The sequence below is a fragment of the Sphingobium sp. JS3065 genome (genome assembly GCF_026427355.1).
Taxonomy (GTDB): domain Bacteria; phylum Pseudomonadota; class Alphaproteobacteria; order Sphingomonadales; family Sphingomonadaceae; genus Sphingobium.
In genome coordinates, this window is record NZ_CP102664.1 from 114,641 (window position 1) to 129,135 (window position 14,495).

Genomic DNA, 14,495 nt, shown 5'->3' on the forward strand with positions numbered 1-14,495 from the left:
CTTTAGGGATGCGCGCAAGGAGATTTCGTCCATGCGCATCGCCACCTTCAACATCAACGGGATCAAGGCGCGCCTGCCGCGCCTGCTGGAGTGGCTGGACGAAACGCGCCCCGACATCGCCTGTCTTCAGGAAATAAAGACATCCGACGATACCTTCCCGGTCAAGGATATAGAGGATGTCGGCTATGGCGCCATCTGGCACGGGCAGAAGGGGTTCAACGGCGTCGCCATCCTCGCGCGCGGCGAAACCCCGGTGGAGGTCCAGCGCGGCCTGGCAGGCGAGCCGGAGGACGAACATAGCCGCTATCTCGAAGCCGATGTGAAGGCGCTGCGCGTCGCCAGCATCTACCTGCCCAACGGCAATCCTCAGCCGGGGCCGAAATTCGATTACAAGCTGCGCTGGATGAAACGCCTGCGCGATCGCGCCACGGAAATCTGGGCGGAGGAAGTCCCCGCCATCCTCGCGGGCGATTATAATGTCATCCCCCGCGACAAGGATGTCTATTCGGTCAAGGCCATGGCCGACGACGCGCTGATGCAGCCGGAAAGCCGCGCCGCCTATCGCCGCCTGCTGGGCGACGGCTGGACCGACGCCATCGCCTCCCGCCATCCGGCCGGTGGGGTGTGGACCTATTGGGACTATCAGATGAACGCCTGGCCACGCGACGCGGGGTTCCGGATCGATCATCTGCTGCTCAGCCCGGCCGCCGCCGACCGCCTGATCGACGCGCAGGTGGACAAGGATTTCCGCGGGCGCGAAAAGGCGAGCGATCATGCCCCGACCTGGGTGGAACTGACGGAATGAAGTTCGGGTGGCGGGCGCTGACCGCCAGTCCGCCTCATTCCCGCGCGCTTTCAGCCACCCGAATCCCCGGCAGGGCATCCGGATCGACCATATCCTGCCCGATCCACGCCCCGTCCTGCCGAAAATAAGCGACATGGTGCCCCCGCTGGAAGCTGGCACCGTCCCACACCACCACCTGCAATTCGATCTCGTCATGGCGGTGGACATGCAGCCAGTTGAAACTTTGCGGCTCTGCATTGCGCAGCCGGGTGGAGGTGGCCGTTCCCGCCTGGATCACCAGCGCGCCGCCGGCATGGGCCACCATCCTTTCCGCCGCCTCCGCATAGGTGCGGTGGAAATGGCCTGCCAGCGCGATATGGATTCCTGCCGATGCCGCCGCCCGCACCGCGTCCTCATGCCGCCCGACGGCTTCGCTCAGTTCGCCGCCCTTGCCGATCGGCATGGCGAACAGCGGATGATGGGTGACCAGGATGCGGGTCTTCCCCTCCGCCACCCGCGCAAACCGGTCCCGCAGCAGGCGCATCTGGTCATGATTGATCCGCCCGCCCTTGATCGTCAGCGACCGCGCCGTGTTGAGGCCCAATATCGCCACCTCCTCATCCTCGTAAAAGGGGCAGAGATCGTTGCTGATCGTGCGTTTGTAGCGGCGCAGCGGCGCCCCAAACCGTTGGGCGAGATTATGGAGCGGCACGTCATGATTGCCCGGAACGACCAGCAATTGCAGGCCTGCCGCGCGCAGCCGGTTGATCCAGGCGCTGGCCTGCCGGAACTGGTCGCGCCGGGCGCGCTGGGTGAAATCGCCGCTGACGACCACCAGGTCGGGCTGGTTCTGTTGCATCCAGGCTTCGGCGGCGGCGACGATCCTGGGATCATGCGCGCCGAAGTGCATGTCGGACAGATGGGCGATACGGGCCATGCCCCATGAACGAGCGAAGGCCGCCGATGGTTTCGGACCTTGGCGCGCAGTTGCGTGTTGTTAAGGCATGGAAATGAAGTCCCTGCCGCGAGAAGCGGTGCTGATCGTCAATGTCCACTCCCGCCGGGGGGAGGCCTTGTTCGAGGAAGCCAAGGCCTTGCTGGAACAGGCGGGCCTGCGCCTGATCGCCGCCCATGCGGTGAAGGATCCGGGCCGCTTGCAGGCGATGGTCAGGCAGGCAGTCGCGCAGGGCGCGCCGATGGTGATCGTCGGCGGCGGCGATGGATCGCTGTCCGGAACGGTGGATGAACTGGTGGGCAAGGACTGCGTGTTCGGCCTGTTGCCGCTCGGCACCGCGAACAGCTTTGCGCGGACGCTGGGCACTCCCCTCGATCTGCCGGGCGCGGTTGCCGCCATTGCCGGCGGCCGGCGGCGGCGGATCGACCTGGGCATGATCGATCGGGATTATTTCGTGAACGCGGCGTCGCTGGGCCTGTCCCCGATGATCGGCGAGACGGTCCCCCACCAGTTGAAGCGCTATCTTGGGCGGCTCGGCTATCTGCTCTGGGCGGTCAAATGTTCCATCGGGTTCCGCGCTTTTCGGCTGATGCTGGACGACGGCGTGCGGGAACGGCGCATGTGGGCGACGGAGGTGCGCATTCTGAACGGCCCCTATCATGGCGGGGTCGAACTGTCCGATCAGGCCGATGTGGACACGGGGGAGATCGTGATTCAGGCCGTGGTCGGGCGCAGCCATGCGCGGCTCGCATGGGACTGGTACGCCAAATTCTTCAGGCTGCGCGATCGCCATGCGCATACGCAGGAATTTCGCGGCAAATCCTTCCGTGTGGAAACGGTGCCGCGGCAACGCATCTCCATCGACGGGGAAGTGCTGGCGAAAACCCCCGCAACGGTGAAAATCGCGGCAGGGGCAGTGGAAGTCGCGGTGCCGTAGTCATTCCGCGCCCGCAGCCGGGAGTTCAGAGAGGCTTCTCATATAGCTGATAGACCTTGTTCACCCGGCTCTCTATGGCGTCGGCGATGGCGTTCATGCCCTGATTGTCTTCCAGCACCCAGCCGATCTCCCCCCGCGTCGCGCCATAGTTCGCGATGGCGGCGCGGCGGATATATTCGATCATCATGAAGGCCAACTGGCTTGCCAGGCGCGACGATTGCAACCGCTGCACCACGCCCATCAGCGGCACCCGCATGGTCCGCACCTGGGGCTTGCGCAGCCACCACAGCAGCTTCGCCCAGCCAAGGGGAAAGAGCGAACCGTTCAGGGGTGCGATCGCCTCATTCAGATCGGGCAGCGTCATCATGAAGGCGACGGGCTCGCCCTCCAGCTCCGCGATCATGATCAGGTCGTCGAACACGATCGGCTTCAACTGCTTGCCGAAATGCGCGACCTCTGCGTCGGTGATCGGCACGAAGCCCCAATTATTGCCCCAGGCGTCGTTCAATATGCGCAGGATGATCGCCGCCTCGCTATCGAATTTCGCCTTGTCGACCTTGCGGATGCGGATGCGCGCATTCTTCTCTCCCGACTGGATGACGCGCTGGATCAGCGGCGGGAACGGATGGGTGATGTCCAGTTCATAGGTTTTGAGCTGCTTGACCGGCCGATAGCCCGCGCCTTCGACCATGGCCCGATATTCCGGCCTGGCATGGCCCATCATCACCGTGGGCTTATGGTCGAAGCCCTCGATCAGCAGTCCCGGCTCTTCCCAGATCGACAGCGAAATCGGACCCAGGGACCGCGTCATCCCCTTGGCCCGCAGCCAGCCCTCCGCCGCCGCGATCAGCGCCGCGCCGACCTCCGCGTCTTCCGCCTCGAACAGCCCGAAATTGCCCGTGCCCGGACCCATGCCCTGTTCGGCGGGTTGGGCCAGCGCCAGATGATCCAGATGCGCCGACACGCGCCCGACCACCGTGCCGCCCCGGCGCGCCAGGAAATATTGCGCCTCGGCATGGCCGAAAAAGGGGTTCTTGCTGGGCGTGATCAGGCTGTAGACTTCATCCTTCAGCGGCGGCACCCAGTTGGGATCGTTGGCATAAAGCCGCCAGGGCAGGTCCACGAAAGCCTTCCGGTCGGCCTTGGACATGACGGGAGTGATCACCAGTTCGGTATTGGCCACGGCGGTGGGGGCTTTCGCAAGAGCAGGAGTGTTTGACAGGACGGATCGTCGCTTGTTTCGGGAATGTCAATCGGGACATGAGCGGATGGGATCATGGTGGCCAAATCGTCATGTTGCTGCCCCAATTGCAGCGCATTTACCCTTTAGGAACCACGGCATGACTGTGCACGACCCCCTTATCGCAGCCGCGTCGCGGACGAAAAGCGCGATCCCCGACGATGCGGCGATGCTGCGCGCGGCGGCGGACCTGACCCGCGAACTGTCGACGGCCCGGCCTTCCATCTATTGGCCCGACATGCTGGCGTCGGCCTTCATCGGCTATGCGGCGCTGGCCGGGGCGATCCTGACCGGCAACGGCATGCTCATGCCGGCATTGGGCCTGGTGGCCATGCTCGCCTTCTATCGCGCGTCGAGCTTCATCCATGAACTGACCCATATCCGTAAGGACGCCCTGCCCGGCTTCCGCGTCGGCTGGAACCTGCTCGTCGGCATCCCGCTGCTGATCCCCAGCTTCCTGTATGAGGAAGTGCATACCCAGCACCACGCCCGCACCCGCTACGGCACGGCGAACGACCCGGAATATCTGCCGCTCGCGCTGATGAAGCCCTGGTCGCTGCCCTTGTTCATCCTGGTGGCGTCGCTGGCGCCCGTCGGCCTCATCCTGCGCTTCGGCCTGCTGACGCCGCTCAGCCTGATCGTCCCGCCGCTGCGCCGGAAAGTGGTGGCGGAATTTTCCGCGCTTTCCATCAACCCCGCCTATCGCCGCCGCGCACCGGAGGGGGCGTTCGCCCGGCAATGGGCCTGGCAGGAAGCGGGTGCGAGCCTCTTTGCGCTGGCGCTGGTCGGCAGCGTCCTGGCCTTCGGCTGGAAGCCGCTGCTCACCTATATGGCCGTGCATTCGGGCATGACCGTCATCAACCAGTTGCGCACGCTGGTCGCGCATCTCTGGGAAAATGAGGGCGACGCGATGACCGTCACCGCGCAATATCTGGATTCTGTGAATGTCCCGCCGCCGTCGCCCTTCGCCGCGATCTGGGCGCCGGTGGGGCTGCGCTATCACGCGCTGCATCACCTGTTGCCCAGCGTGCCCTATCATGCGCTGGGTGAGGCGCACCGTCGTCTGGTGGCTACGCTGACCAGCGATTCACCCTATCATCGGGGCAATTATCCCGGCATGTGGCCGCTGGTCGGCAAGATCGCCCGTTCGACCATGGTGAAGCGCTAGGGTTTATTCCTCCGTCCGGAACAACACCGTCTCGCCCACCAGCAGGAACAGCAGAAACGGCGCCCATGCCGCCAGAAACGGCGGATAAGCCCCCAGATTCCCCATGGCGAGCGAGAAATTGTCCGCCACGAAATAGGCGAAGCCCAGCGCCATCCCCAACACGGCGCGCACGAACAACTGCCCGGACCGCGCCAGCCCGAACGCCGCCACCGAACCCAGGATCGGCATCAGCAGCGCCGACAATGGCCCGGACAGCTTGTGCCACAGGCTTCCCTCCAACTCGGCCGTAGGCCGCCCCGCATCGTGCAGGTCGCCAATCGCCGCCTGCAACTGGCTGAAGGTCAGCGCATCGGGATCGACCCTTGCCAGGGTGAACTGATCGGGCCGGATGTCACGCCCGAAGCGCACGGTGCCGATCCGCCGCTCCGTGCCCCGCGCCACGTCGAACTGCCGTGCGTCCTCCAGCACCCAGCTTCTGGCGGCGGGGTCATAATGCCCCCTGGGCGCCTGGACGATGGTGGTCAGCATATTGTTGACGCGGTTGAATATCTCCACCTTGCGCAGTTGCACCGCCGTGCCCCGCCCGGCGACGATGGCCGCCGTCACCAGATTATTGCCGTCGCGCACCCAGGGGCTGGCCTTGATGCCGGTTTCCGGGGGCAGGGGGCCATAATCCACCGCCTGCCAGGCGGAAAGCCGCGCCGTAGACCGCGCCACGATCCGCTCGTTGAAGGCATAGCTGATCAGCGCGACGCCCAGCGCCGCCGCCAGCAGCGGCGCCAATATCTGGTGCGCCGACAGCCCCGCCGCCTTCATCGAGATGATCTCGCTGTTCTGGTTCAGGCTGGCGAGCATGATCAGCGTGCCGAGCAGCACTGAAAAGGGCAGGAACCGCGCCACGATCTGCGGCGCGCGCAAAGCCACATAATGCCATAATTGGGCGTCACCATTGCCCGCATAGGCAAGGATATCGCCGGATTCGCCCAGCAGGTCCAACGTCTGGAGCACAGCGACCAGCATCGCCAGCACCGCGAAGGTCCGGGTCAGGAACAGCCGCGCCATATACCAACTGATCTGGCGCGACGGGAAGAAATTGAACTGATGCATGGGTCAGGCGGCTCCTTCCGCCATGGTTTTCGCCTTTGGTCGCCGCCGGACCAGGCCCAGCAGGCGGAAAACCTGCTTGATGATCTTGGCGAAGGCATATTCCAGCGCGGCGATCGGCTGGCCGCCGGGCCGGCGCGCGATCACATGGTACATCCACAGGATCAGCCCCGCGAACAGCAGGAACGGCCCCCACAAAGCGATGATCGGGTCGATCTTGCCCAATGATCCCACGCCCTGCCCATATTCGTTGACCTTGTGATAGGTCACGATGAATATGATGGAGAGGAACACGCCGAGCGCCGACGTCGACCGCTTGGGCGGAATGGCGAAGGCCAGCGCCGCCAGCGGCAACAGCAGCATCATCGCCACCTCCACCATGCGGAAATGGAAATTGGCGCGAATCTCGTTGCGCAGCTTGTCGGGCGTGCCCGGATCATGGCCGATCACGACCAGTTCGGGGATGGTTTTTTCCCGGTCGACGTCGCGGCCGCGGAATTTCTCGATCTGCGGCAGGTCGATCGGCAGGTCGTGGCTGGAAAAGGACAGGATTCGCGGCGACTGGTATTTGGGCGCGTCGTTCACCAGCACGCCGTCGCGCAGGCGGAAGATGATGGTGTCGGGGTCGTCGGTCGCCAGGAATTCGCCCTGTGCCGCCGTCACCGCCACGGTCTGGCCGTCCTTGCCCATGGCGCGGACGAAAATCCCTTGCAGATTGCGGCCCTCGTCCAGGCTGCGTTCGATCCGCAGGGTCATGCGCTTGCCCAGATTGGTGAACTCGCCCACCTTGATCGATGCGCCCAGTGCCCCGGAGCGCAGTTCGAAGCGCAGCGCCTCATAGGCATGGCGGGACAAGGGCTGGACGAAGCCGACAATGCCGAAATTCAGCAGCGCCAGCGCGATGGCAAACATATAGGGCACACGCAGCAACCGGCCATAGGAAAGCCCCACCGCGCGCATCACGTCCAGTTCGGACGACAGGGCAAGCTTTCGAAAAGCCAGCAAAATTCCCAGCATCAGGCCGATGGGAATGCCCAGCGACAGATATTCGGGCATCATGTTCGCCAGCATCCGCCACACGACGCTGACCGGCCCGCCCTCCGCCGCGACGAAGTCGAACAGGCTCAGCATCTTGTCGAGCACCAGCAGCATGGCAGAGATCACCAGCGTACCCAACATGGGCAGGGCGATCAGCCGGGCGAGATATCTGTCGGTGGCTGTCAGCATTTCTCTAAGTGGTCGTCCCATCACCATGATTTGGCCGCAAACCCCCCCCATATGCGAGTCAGGTCAATTTGCGGGGCGAACAGGGGCTCGCCGTCCTTTTCAACGGGCGGCTATAGCTTCACGGAGTTGGATGGTCATGTTCAAAGTTGCAATGGGTCTGATGTCGGTGGGGGCCTTGTTCGCCGCTACCCCGGCAATCGCCCATGGAATGGAGATCGGCAACGATCTGGAACGTTGTTCCGCCACGGCCAGGGGGCCGGCGGTTCTGGTCGACGTGCGTGGTTTTTCCGCGGCGACCGGCACGGTGCGCGTGCAATCCTATCCCGCGACCAAGGCCGCCTGGCTCAACAAGGGCGAATGGCTGAACCGCATCGACGTGCCGGTGAAGGCCGCGGGCGGCGAAATGCGCTTCTGCGTGCCGGTGCCGCAGCCGGGCAAATATGGCATCGCCGTGCGCCACGACCGCGACGGCAACGGCAAGACCGACATTTCCCGCGACGGCGGCGGCTTTTCCAACAATCCGTCGATCAGCATCTTCAACCTGGGCAAGCCGGGGGTCGAAAAGGCGGCCTTCTATGCGGGTCCGGGCGTGACGAAAATCACCATCAACCTCAGATATATGTGATCCCCGATCATGGTTCGCGTCGCCCTTTTGTCCAATCCCAAATCCACGGGCAACCGGCAGACGCTTCCGCGCGTGCGCAGCTATTGCGCCAGCAATCCCGACATCTTCCATTATGAGGTGGAACATGTCGACCAGATCGGCCGTGCGCTCCAGACCATCGCCCATGTCGATCCCGTCGTCATCGTCATCAACGGCGGCGACGGCACGGTGCAGGCGGCGCTGACGGAACTCTACCAGGGCGAACATTTCAAGGGCCGGGTGCCGCCGATCGCGGTGCTGCCCAATGGCAAGACCAACCTGATCGCGCTGGACCTGGGCATCCACGGCGATCCGATCAAGGCGCTGGAACGGATCGTCCAGATCGCCAAGGCGGGCGTCGACGATCATGTCGTCGCGCGCGAACTGATCGCGCTGTCGGACGGGCGGGCGGAAAGCCGGCCGGTGCTGGGCATGTTCTTAGGCGGAGCAGGGCTGGCCGATTACATGCTCTATTGCCGCAACCAGATCTATCCGCTGGGCCTGTCCAACGGCCTCAGCCATTTCCTGACGGCGCTGGCGGTGGTCGTGTCGCTGCTATTTGGCATCCGCGCCCGATTCCTGCCGCAATCGAGCCATCCGGTGCGCATCTCGCTGATCCGCGACGGGCAATTGGCGGGGCGCTTCGCGGTGCTGATCGTGACGACGCTGGAAAAGCTGTTGCTGGGCGTGCAGCCGGGCGACAGCAGGCGCGGCAATATGAAGCTGATGGCCGTCGACCAGAATCTGCCCGCGCTGCTGCGCCTCGTCTGGGCGAGCGTCACCAATCGCGTGGGCAAGGCGCAGATGCAGGGCATCCATCTGGAACAGGGCGACGTGATCCGCATAGAGGGCGACCGCAGCAGCGTCATCCTGGACGGCGAACTGTTCGAAGCGTCGGAAGGCAAGCCCATAGTCCTGCGCTCGACCGAACCGGTACCGTTCCTGCGCCTGGCGGCGTAGCTTTTGGCGGTTTGGGGTGGGAAGCGGACGTTCAGTTTTCCGTTCGCCCTGAGCGAAGTCGAAGGGTCCTGTTGAGCGGAGGCGAAGCATGGAAGCCTCGCTCCGCTCGGCTGAAGGCTTCGACTTGCGGAAGGCAAGTTTATCCTGAGCGCCTGCCCTGGCAGGCAGTCGAAGGGCTCAGCCCGAACGGATATCTAATGTCCGCTCTTGTCTATCCTCCAACCAAATAGGCAGCCCAACGGCAACAGCCTCCCCAAAAACCATCCTATTTCTCGCCAGCCGCGCATTTCAGCCTGTCCTATTTCGCGTCCGCCCTTCTATCCCCCATCCCTCTTTGAAACGTCCGATCAAAAACCCGCTTCGCATACGCGCGCCCAGGCACGCGCGCGCATATGGTGTGAACTTCGACGCAAAACTGCCATTTTCCGGCCCTTGCCGCGCATGGCCTCAATGCTTCGGCTTGAGCGCCTCGGCCAGCGACACGGTCGCACTCCCTCGCCGGGCAGGCCCAGCCTGACTGGGATCGGCCTTCCACCCGCTCAGATACAGGATCGCCATCTGCTCGGCGGTCTTGCCATCGGGATCGGCGGCGGCGGCGAAGTGCCCGGCCGCTCCGGCCAGCGCCTCCCGCCGCAGCGCAGGCGCCCGCGAAACCAGCACATTGCCCGCCCCCATCCCCCGCAAGTCGTGCATCAGCCGCAGCATATCGCCATAGCGCACCGTCAGCACATCCCCATCCGCGACCGGCATGGTGAAGCCCGCCCGCGCCAGCAGGTCGCCCGCAGACCGCACATCGACCTGCGGATGGATATGCTGTCCCGCCCGGTCGCCTTCGCCCGCCATCAACGCCGCCCGCAGCCGGGGCAGCGAACCCGCTCCGGTGAAGGCCGCCAGCATCAGCCCATCGGGCCGCAACACCCGCCGCATCAGGATCAGCGCGCCCGGCAAGTCGTTGACGCTGTCCAGCGTTCCGCACGCGATCACCAGGTCGAAACTCTCATCGGCAAAGGGCAGGGCGTCCTCATCCGCCTGCACCCCGCCTTGCGCCTTCGCCGCCGCGAAGCCGGGATCGGCGCAGACCACGCGCTTGCCCATCGCCTCCAGCGCTGCCCTGGCGCTGCCGTCAGGGCAGCCGATGACCAGCACGTCCGCAAAATCCCGCTGCACGTCGCCCAGCCGGTCGAGCAACTCATCCAGCATCGCCCGATACAGAAAATCATGCCCGGCAAAGCGCGCCATCATCCGGTCGCGTCTTTTGGCGCGCAGGGCGCGGTCGAAGATGTCGGCGTGGGTCATGGCGGGCCTTGTGCAACGGCGAAGGAGCGGGAACAAGGGAGATGATGTCCCTTTCCCCGCTTCTCAAGACAGCGCTGCGCCCCCTGGTCGACTATGCCCTGCCGCCGCGCTGCCCCGGCTGCGGCGCGATCGTGGATGCCGACGACGCCTTTTGCCTGAGCTGCTGGGGCGGAATGCGGTTCCTCGGCGCGCCCTGCTGCGCCCGCTGCGGCGCACCGTTCGACTATGATCGCGGCGCCGGGGCGGAATGCGGCGCCTGCCTGGCCGATCCACCCCCCTTCGACAGCGCGCAGGCGGTGCTGGCCTATGGCGATGTCGCCCGCGCCGTGGCGCTGCGCCTCAAATATGGCCGCCGCATCGGCCTTGCCCGGCTGATCGCGAAGCAGATGGCGCGGCAGGTTCCGGCGGTGGATGATGCCGTCATCGTGCCGGTGCCGCTGCATCGCTGGCGGCTCTGGTGGCGCGGCTTCAACCAGTCGGCCCTGATCGCCCGCCATCTGGCGCGGCTGACGGGCTTGCCGGTCGACAATCACGCCCTGCTGCGCACTCGCCGGACCCAGCCCTTGCGCGGCATGACCCCGAAATTGCGGGCCAGGGCGGTGCGCGGCGCCTTTGCCCTGACGCCGGATCATGGGCTGAAGGGGCGCGCCGTGCTGCTGATAGACGATGTGCACACCAGCGGCGCGACGGCGGCGGCCTGCGCCCGGACGCTGAAACGCGGCGGCGCGGCAAGCGTTCATCTGCTGTGCTGGGCGCGGGTTCTGCCGGACGGGATCGATTGACAAATAGCCGCCGAACCACAATTTCGACGATCGAGGAGTAAAATATGGCGAAGGTCGAAATCTATACCAAGGCCTGGTGCGGCTATTGCGCCCGGGCGAAGGCGCTGCTGAACGACAAGGGCGTGGCGTTCGAGGAATATGACATCACCATGGGCGGGCCGAAGCGTCAGGAAATGCTGGACCGTGCCCATGGCGGGACGACGGTGCCGCAAATCTTCATCGACGGCCAGCATGTCGGCGGCAGCGACGACCTGGCGGCGCTCGACCGTCAGGGCAAGCTCGACACGTTGCTGGAGGCATAGGCAGGATGCGCGCCGCCATCTTCCAGATGACGAGCGGGATCGACCCCGCCGCCAATGCCGCTGCCATCGCGGATATGGCCGCGCGCGCCAGGGGGGAGGGGGCGGACATGCTCTTCACCCCGGAAATGGCGGGCTATCTGGATCGCGACCGGCAGCGGGCGGCGGCGACGTTGCGGTCGGAGGCGGACGATCCCGTGCTGGCCGCCGTGCGCGAGGCGGCGGCGAAACAGGGCCTGTGGGTGCATCTCGGTTCCCTGCCGCTGAAGGATGAGCGAACCGATGGGCGCTGGGCCAATCGCAGCTTCATGATCGACGACAGCGGCGAAATCCGCGCCCGCTATGACAAGATCCACCTGTTCGACGTCGATCTGGCGACGGGCGAAAGCTGGCGCGAATCGTCGGTCTACGGGCCGGGCGAACGGGTCGTCGCGGTCGATACGCCATGGGCGCGCATGGGGATGTCGGTCTGCTACGACATGCGCTTTCCCGATCTTTACCGGGCGCTCACCAATGCGGGCGCGACGGTGCTGCTGACGCCCGCCGCCTTCACCGTGCCGACCGGCAAGGCGCACTGGCATATATTGCTGCGGGCGCGGGCGATAGAGGCGGGCTGCTTCGTGATCGCCGCCGCGCAGACCGGCCATCATGCCGATGGCCGCGACACCTATGGGCACAGCCTGATCGCTGACCCATGGGGGGACATAGTGCTGGAGATGGGCGAACAGCCGGGTCTTGCTCTTGCGGAGATCGACCTGTCGCGCATAGGGGAAGTGCGCGGTCGGGTGCCCGCGCTCGCCAACCGGCGATCATTGCCCATGGATGTGACAGTGTCGTGATCGTTTTCGACCTCAAATGCGAATCCCAAGGCCATGTGTTCGAGGCGTGGTTCGGTTCCAGCGCCGATTATGAGGATCAGAAGGCGCGCGGCCTGCTGGCCTGCCCTCTCTGCGGCGACGAACATGTGGGCAAGGCGGTGATGGCCCCCGCCGTCGCGCCCAAGGGCAACAGCCGCCCGGAAACGATGCCCCAAGTCGCATCTTCGGGCGATGCGTCCATCGTCATGGGCGCGGGCGAGGAAGCGAAGATGCGCGAACTGGTGCTTGCGCTGGCGAAGGCGCAGCAGAAGGCGCTGGAGGATTCGACCTGGGTCGGGCGCGATTTTGCCGAACAGGCCCGCGCCATGCACTATGGCGAGCAGGATCGCGCCAGCATCCACGGCGAGGTCGCGCTGAGCGAGGCGCGGGCGCTGATCGCCGAGGGCGTGGAGGTCGCGCCTTTGCCTTTTCCGGTGGTTCCCCCCGAAGCGAAGAATTGACCGCGCCCCTTTCGCGCAATAGAGCCGTCACCGGGCACCCGTAGCTCAGCAGGATAGAGCATCAGATTCCTAATCTGATAGCGCGATCCCGAAAAACGGCGGAAAAGCTAGGGTTTATGCCTTTTTCTTCCGCGATTGTGACGAAAGCAGCGCGGCAACGCGGTCGAAGGCCGTTGTGGTGTCCGTTGGCTTCACATGGGCATACCGCTGGGTGACCGATACATTGTGGTGGCGGAGCGCCTCGCAGATGTCGATCAGGTCCGCGCCGTTCTGCCGCGCCCAGCTCGCGAAGGTGTGGCGGAGATCATGAAATTTGAAGTCGACCAGCCCGGCCGCTTTGACGGCTGCGCTCCATCGGCGCTTATGGTTGGTCGTATTGAATACCGGCCCCTTCCGATCCTTCGGCTTCGTCCGCGCCATTTCCGCACGTAAGGCGGGCGCGATCTGCACCATGTGCGGCTTTCCGCCCTTTACTTCGGCCAGGGTGATGGTGGAGCCGCGCAGGTCGACCTGATGCCAATCCATGGCGAGGATGTTACCCATCAAGCGCGTCCGTGCGATGCCGGACGGCTCCTACAAGCTGATGGCCGACAATCCGCAGGTCCGCGAGGAAACGGCGGTGGATGGCGAAATGTTCGTGATCGGTCGCGTCGTCGGGGTCATCCGGCGCACTTGATGCGCCGAACAAAAGCGAAAAATCGCCCTTGAGCTATCCCCGAACGAGAAGCGGCAGGGCATCGCGAAACCAACCGTAACTGGTGGAATTGAAAAGGCTACGAGGGCGTCTTCCGACGAACGCACCCGTCGCAGCAGGAACGCCTATTGACGACGCTGAACCACGGCAAGCGAGCGTCCAAAAGAAGTCACAGGCCAATGCCAGTGCGCTTTGGTCATATATACGAGCTGACTTATTGGCGTCCTGTAATTCATGCAGCCAAGACTTCGTCCAGTTCAGGAAATCATCGGGAAGCTGCTCGCCCCTTAAATTAACCTTGCCAAGCAGGCCGTGGCGTTCAAGATTTTGCTTGGTAACCGATACGCCAAGCCGTTCCAGCATCGGCCTCGCCAGCATCATCTTGCGGTCCGCGATTTCTGCGCCGCGTTCACGCACACTCTGCTCTGGATGAATCCTGCGATCGATCAGAACGCGGGGAAGGTTTGCAAGGCGATGATTTTCCTGAAGGCGCAGGAACATGTCCACGTCCTCGCAAACAGGAAAATCCAAATCGTATTGATAGTTCTTAAGGATCGCCGCGCGACCCAATATCGAAGATTGCTGAAACGCGGATCTGAACAACAACCATGAAGAAATGAGGTCTGGCGTAAAAGGCGGTATCCTAACGCCCTTCTTCCGACTTCCATCGGGGCGGAGTTTCCCCGCACATGACCCGACCATTGCAATGTCGGGATAGAGTTCGAGAAAATCGACTTGTTCCGCTAGCCGCGTCGGTCGAGCGATGTCATCGCTATCCAGCCATGCGATATACACTCCTTCGGCGGCTGCCAGGGCGGTATTTCGTGTCGCCGGGATTCCCATATTCCGTTCGTGCCGGATCACGCGCATTCTTGGATCGCTGATGGAATCGAGCAAGGATGTCGTCGTGTCGGTGGAACCATCATCGACGACAATTACCTCGATGTCTGTGACGGTCTGTCCTAGCGCGCTGGCTATGGCATCGCCAACATAATGGGCACGATTGAAAGTCGGTATGAGGACCGAAACGAGAGGAGCTGTCATAACCGCCCGTTAATTCGTGTGACGAACGGAGGCAAGCGAGAGTT

At 64.1% G+C, this 14,495-nt stretch carries 16 protein-coding genes; 9 read left to right on the forward strand and 7 right to left on the reverse strand.

Translation table 11 applies throughout. The features are described 5' to 3' along the window. Positions 1-31: 31 nt before the first annotated feature. A complete protein-coding gene (xth, locus tag NUH86_RS00530) occupies positions 32-805 on the forward strand; it encodes an exodeoxyribonuclease III (RefSeq protein WP_267250767.1) in 774 nt (257 codons plus the stop codon). A 34-nt stretch (positions 806-839) separates the two neighbouring features. On the opposite strand, the gene NUH86_RS00535 is transcribed toward xth, so the two are convergent. Continuing rightward, positions 840-1,721 carry a metallophosphoesterase family protein gene (locus NUH86_RS00535; RefSeq protein ID WP_267250768.1) on the reverse strand — a complete coding sequence of 294 codons (882 nt, stop codon included), beginning with the start codon at positions 1,719-1,721 and terminating at the stop codon, positions 840-842. Between the two features lie 67 nt (positions 1,722-1,788). Here NUH86_RS00535 and NUH86_RS00540 point away from each other — a divergent pair, with 67 nt between their 5' ends. Further along, the gene (locus NUH86_RS00540) at positions 1,789-2,676 is read left to right on the forward strand and encodes a diacylglycerol/lipid kinase family protein (RefSeq protein WP_267250769.1); all 888 of its coding nucleotides are present in this window, start codon (positions 1,789-1,791) and stop codon (positions 2,674-2,676) included. 25 nt (positions 2,677-2,701) lie between these two features. On the opposite strand, the gene NUH86_RS00545 is transcribed toward NUH86_RS00540, so the two are convergent. After that, positions 2,702-3,859 (reverse strand): N-acetyltransferase, encoded by a 1,158-nt coding sequence (locus NUH86_RS00545; RefSeq protein ID WP_267250770.1) that lies wholly within the window; start codon positions 3,857-3,859, stop codon positions 2,702-2,704. Between the two features lie 157 nt (positions 3,860-4,016). On the opposite strand from NUH86_RS00545, the gene NUH86_RS00550 reads away from it, so the two are divergent. Further along, positions 4,017-5,084, forward strand: a complete 1,068-nt coding sequence (locus NUH86_RS00550; protein WP_267250771.1) for a fatty acid desaturase family protein — start codon at positions 4,017-4,019, stop codon at positions 5,082-5,084. A gap of 3 nt (positions 5,085-5,087) precedes the next feature. Here the strand turns inward: NUH86_RS00550 and lptG are convergent, their stop codons facing one another. Together lptG and lptF are read right to left on the reverse strand one after the other, a co-directional pair. Then, complete coding sequence (gene lptG / locus NUH86_RS00555; protein WP_267250772.1) at positions 5,088-6,191, reverse strand: LPS export ABC transporter permease LptG; 1,104 nt, start codon at positions 6,189-6,191, stop codon at positions 5,088-5,090. A gap of 3 nt (positions 6,192-6,194) precedes the next feature. After that, on the reverse strand, positions 6,195-7,415 hold the full coding sequence (lptF, locus tag NUH86_RS00560; protein ID WP_267250773.1) for an LPS export ABC transporter permease LptF: 1,221 nt from the start codon (positions 7,413-7,415) through the stop codon (positions 6,195-6,197). 130 nt (positions 7,416-7,545) lie between these two features. Here lptF and NUH86_RS00565 point away from each other — a divergent pair, with 130 nt between their 5' ends. Continuing rightward, on the forward strand, positions 7,546-8,040 hold the full coding sequence (locus tag NUH86_RS00565) for a DUF2141 domain-containing protein (RefSeq protein WP_267250774.1): 495 nt from the start codon (positions 7,546-7,548) through the stop codon (positions 8,038-8,040). Between the two features lie 9 nt (positions 8,041-8,049). Continuing rightward, positions 8,050-9,018, forward strand: a complete 969-nt coding sequence (locus tag NUH86_RS00570) for a diacylglycerol/lipid kinase family protein (protein WP_013847460.1) — start codon at positions 8,050-8,052, stop codon at positions 9,016-9,018. Between the two features lie 447 nt (positions 9,019-9,465). On the opposite strand, the gene NUH86_RS00575 is transcribed toward NUH86_RS00570, so the two are convergent. After that, positions 9,466-10,314 carry a class I SAM-dependent methyltransferase gene (locus NUH86_RS00575; protein WP_267250775.1) on the reverse strand — a complete coding sequence of 283 codons (849 nt, stop codon included), beginning with the start codon at positions 10,312-10,314 and terminating at the stop codon, positions 9,466-9,468. Positions 10,315-10,355: 41 nt separating this feature from the next. On the opposite strand from NUH86_RS00575, the gene NUH86_RS00580 reads away from it, so the two are divergent. The 4 genes from NUH86_RS00580 to NUH86_RS00595 are packed head-to-tail and all read left to right on the forward strand — an operon-like array spanning position 10,356 to position 12,713. Further along, on the forward strand, positions 10,356-11,096 hold the full coding sequence (locus NUH86_RS00580) for a ComF family protein (RefSeq protein ID WP_267250776.1): 741 nt from the start codon (positions 10,356-10,358) through the stop codon (positions 11,094-11,096). A 44-nt stretch (positions 11,097-11,140) separates the two neighbouring features. Then, positions 11,141-11,398 (forward strand): glutaredoxin 3, encoded by a 258-nt coding sequence (gene grxC, locus NUH86_RS00585; protein WP_267250777.1) that lies wholly within the window; start codon positions 11,141-11,143, stop codon positions 11,396-11,398. Positions 11,399-11,403: 5 nt separating this feature from the next. Continuing rightward, on the forward strand, positions 11,404-12,234 hold the full coding sequence (locus tag NUH86_RS00590) for a carbon-nitrogen hydrolase family protein (RefSeq protein ID WP_267250778.1): 831 nt from the start codon (positions 11,404-11,406) through the stop codon (positions 12,232-12,234). Further along, on the forward strand, positions 12,231-12,713 hold the full coding sequence (locus NUH86_RS00595; protein WP_267250779.1) for a DUF1178 family protein: 483 nt from the start codon (positions 12,231-12,233) through the stop codon (positions 12,711-12,713). The genes NUH86_RS00590 and NUH86_RS00595 overlap by 4 nt, the downstream gene beginning before the upstream one ends. Before the next feature lie 114 nt (positions 12,714-12,827). Here the strand turns inward: NUH86_RS00595 and NUH86_RS00600 are convergent, their stop codons facing one another. After that, positions 12,828-13,256, reverse strand: coding sequence for a site-specific integrase (locus NUH86_RS00600; protein ID WP_267250780.1), 429 nt, complete (start codon positions 13,254-13,256; stop codon positions 12,828-12,830). A 166-nt stretch (positions 13,257-13,422) separates the two neighbouring features. Continuing rightward, entirely contained in the window at positions 13,423-14,451 is a 1,029-nt protein-coding gene (locus tag NUH86_RS00605; RefSeq protein ID WP_267250781.1) for a glycosyltransferase family 2 protein, read from the reverse strand. Positions 14,452-14,495 lie beyond the last annotated feature (44 nt).

Excerpts from the sequence above, each read along its gene's own strand:
- xth (WP_267250767.1), top strand. The coding sequence starts at position 32 with ATGCGCATCGCCACCTTCAACATCAACGGGATCAAGGCGCGCCTGCCG.
- NUH86_RS00535 (WP_267250768.1), bottom strand. The coding sequence starts at position 1,721 with ATGGCCCGTATCGCCCATCTGTCCGACATGCACTTCGGCGCGCATGAT.
- NUH86_RS00540 (WP_267250769.1), top strand. The coding sequence starts at position 1,789 with ATGGAAATGAAGTCCCTGCCGCGAGAAGCGGTGCTGATCGTCAATGTC.
- NUH86_RS00550 (WP_267250771.1), top strand. The coding sequence starts at position 4,017 with ATGACTGTGCACGACCCCCTTATCGCAGCCGCGTCGCGGACGAAAAGC.
- lptG (WP_267250772.1), bottom strand. The coding sequence starts at position 6,191 with ATGCATCAGTTCAATTTCTTCCCGTCGCGCCAGATCAGTTGGTATATG.
- lptF (WP_267250773.1), bottom strand. The coding sequence starts at position 7,415 with ATGCTGACAGCCACCGACAGATATCTCGCCCGGCTGATCGCCCTGCCC.
- NUH86_RS00565 (WP_267250774.1), top strand. The coding sequence starts at position 7,546 with ATGGTCATGTTCAAAGTTGCAATGGGTCTGATGTCGGTGGGGGCCTTG.
- NUH86_RS00570 (WP_013847460.1), top strand. The coding sequence starts at position 8,050 with ATGGTTCGCGTCGCCCTTTTGTCCAATCCCAAATCCACGGGCAACCGG.
- NUH86_RS00575 (WP_267250775.1), bottom strand. The coding sequence starts at position 10,314 with ATGACCCACGCCGACATCTTCGACCGCGCCCTGCGCGCCAAAAGACGC.
- NUH86_RS00580 (WP_267250776.1), top strand. The coding sequence starts at position 10,356 with ATGATGTCCCTTTCCCCGCTTCTCAAGACAGCGCTGCGCCCCCTGGTC.
- grxC (WP_267250777.1), top strand. The coding sequence starts at position 11,141 with ATGGCGAAGGTCGAAATCTATACCAAGGCCTGGTGCGGCTATTGCGCC.
- NUH86_RS00590 (WP_267250778.1), top strand. The coding sequence starts at position 11,404 with ATGCGCGCCGCCATCTTCCAGATGACGAGCGGGATCGACCCCGCCGCC.
- NUH86_RS00600 (WP_267250780.1), bottom strand. The coding sequence starts at position 13,256 with ATGGGTAACATCCTCGCCATGGATTGGCATCAGGTCGACCTGCGCGGC.
- NUH86_RS00605 (WP_267250781.1), bottom strand. The coding sequence starts at position 14,451 with ATGACAGCTCCTCTCGTTTCGGTCCTCATACCGACTTTCAATCGTGCC.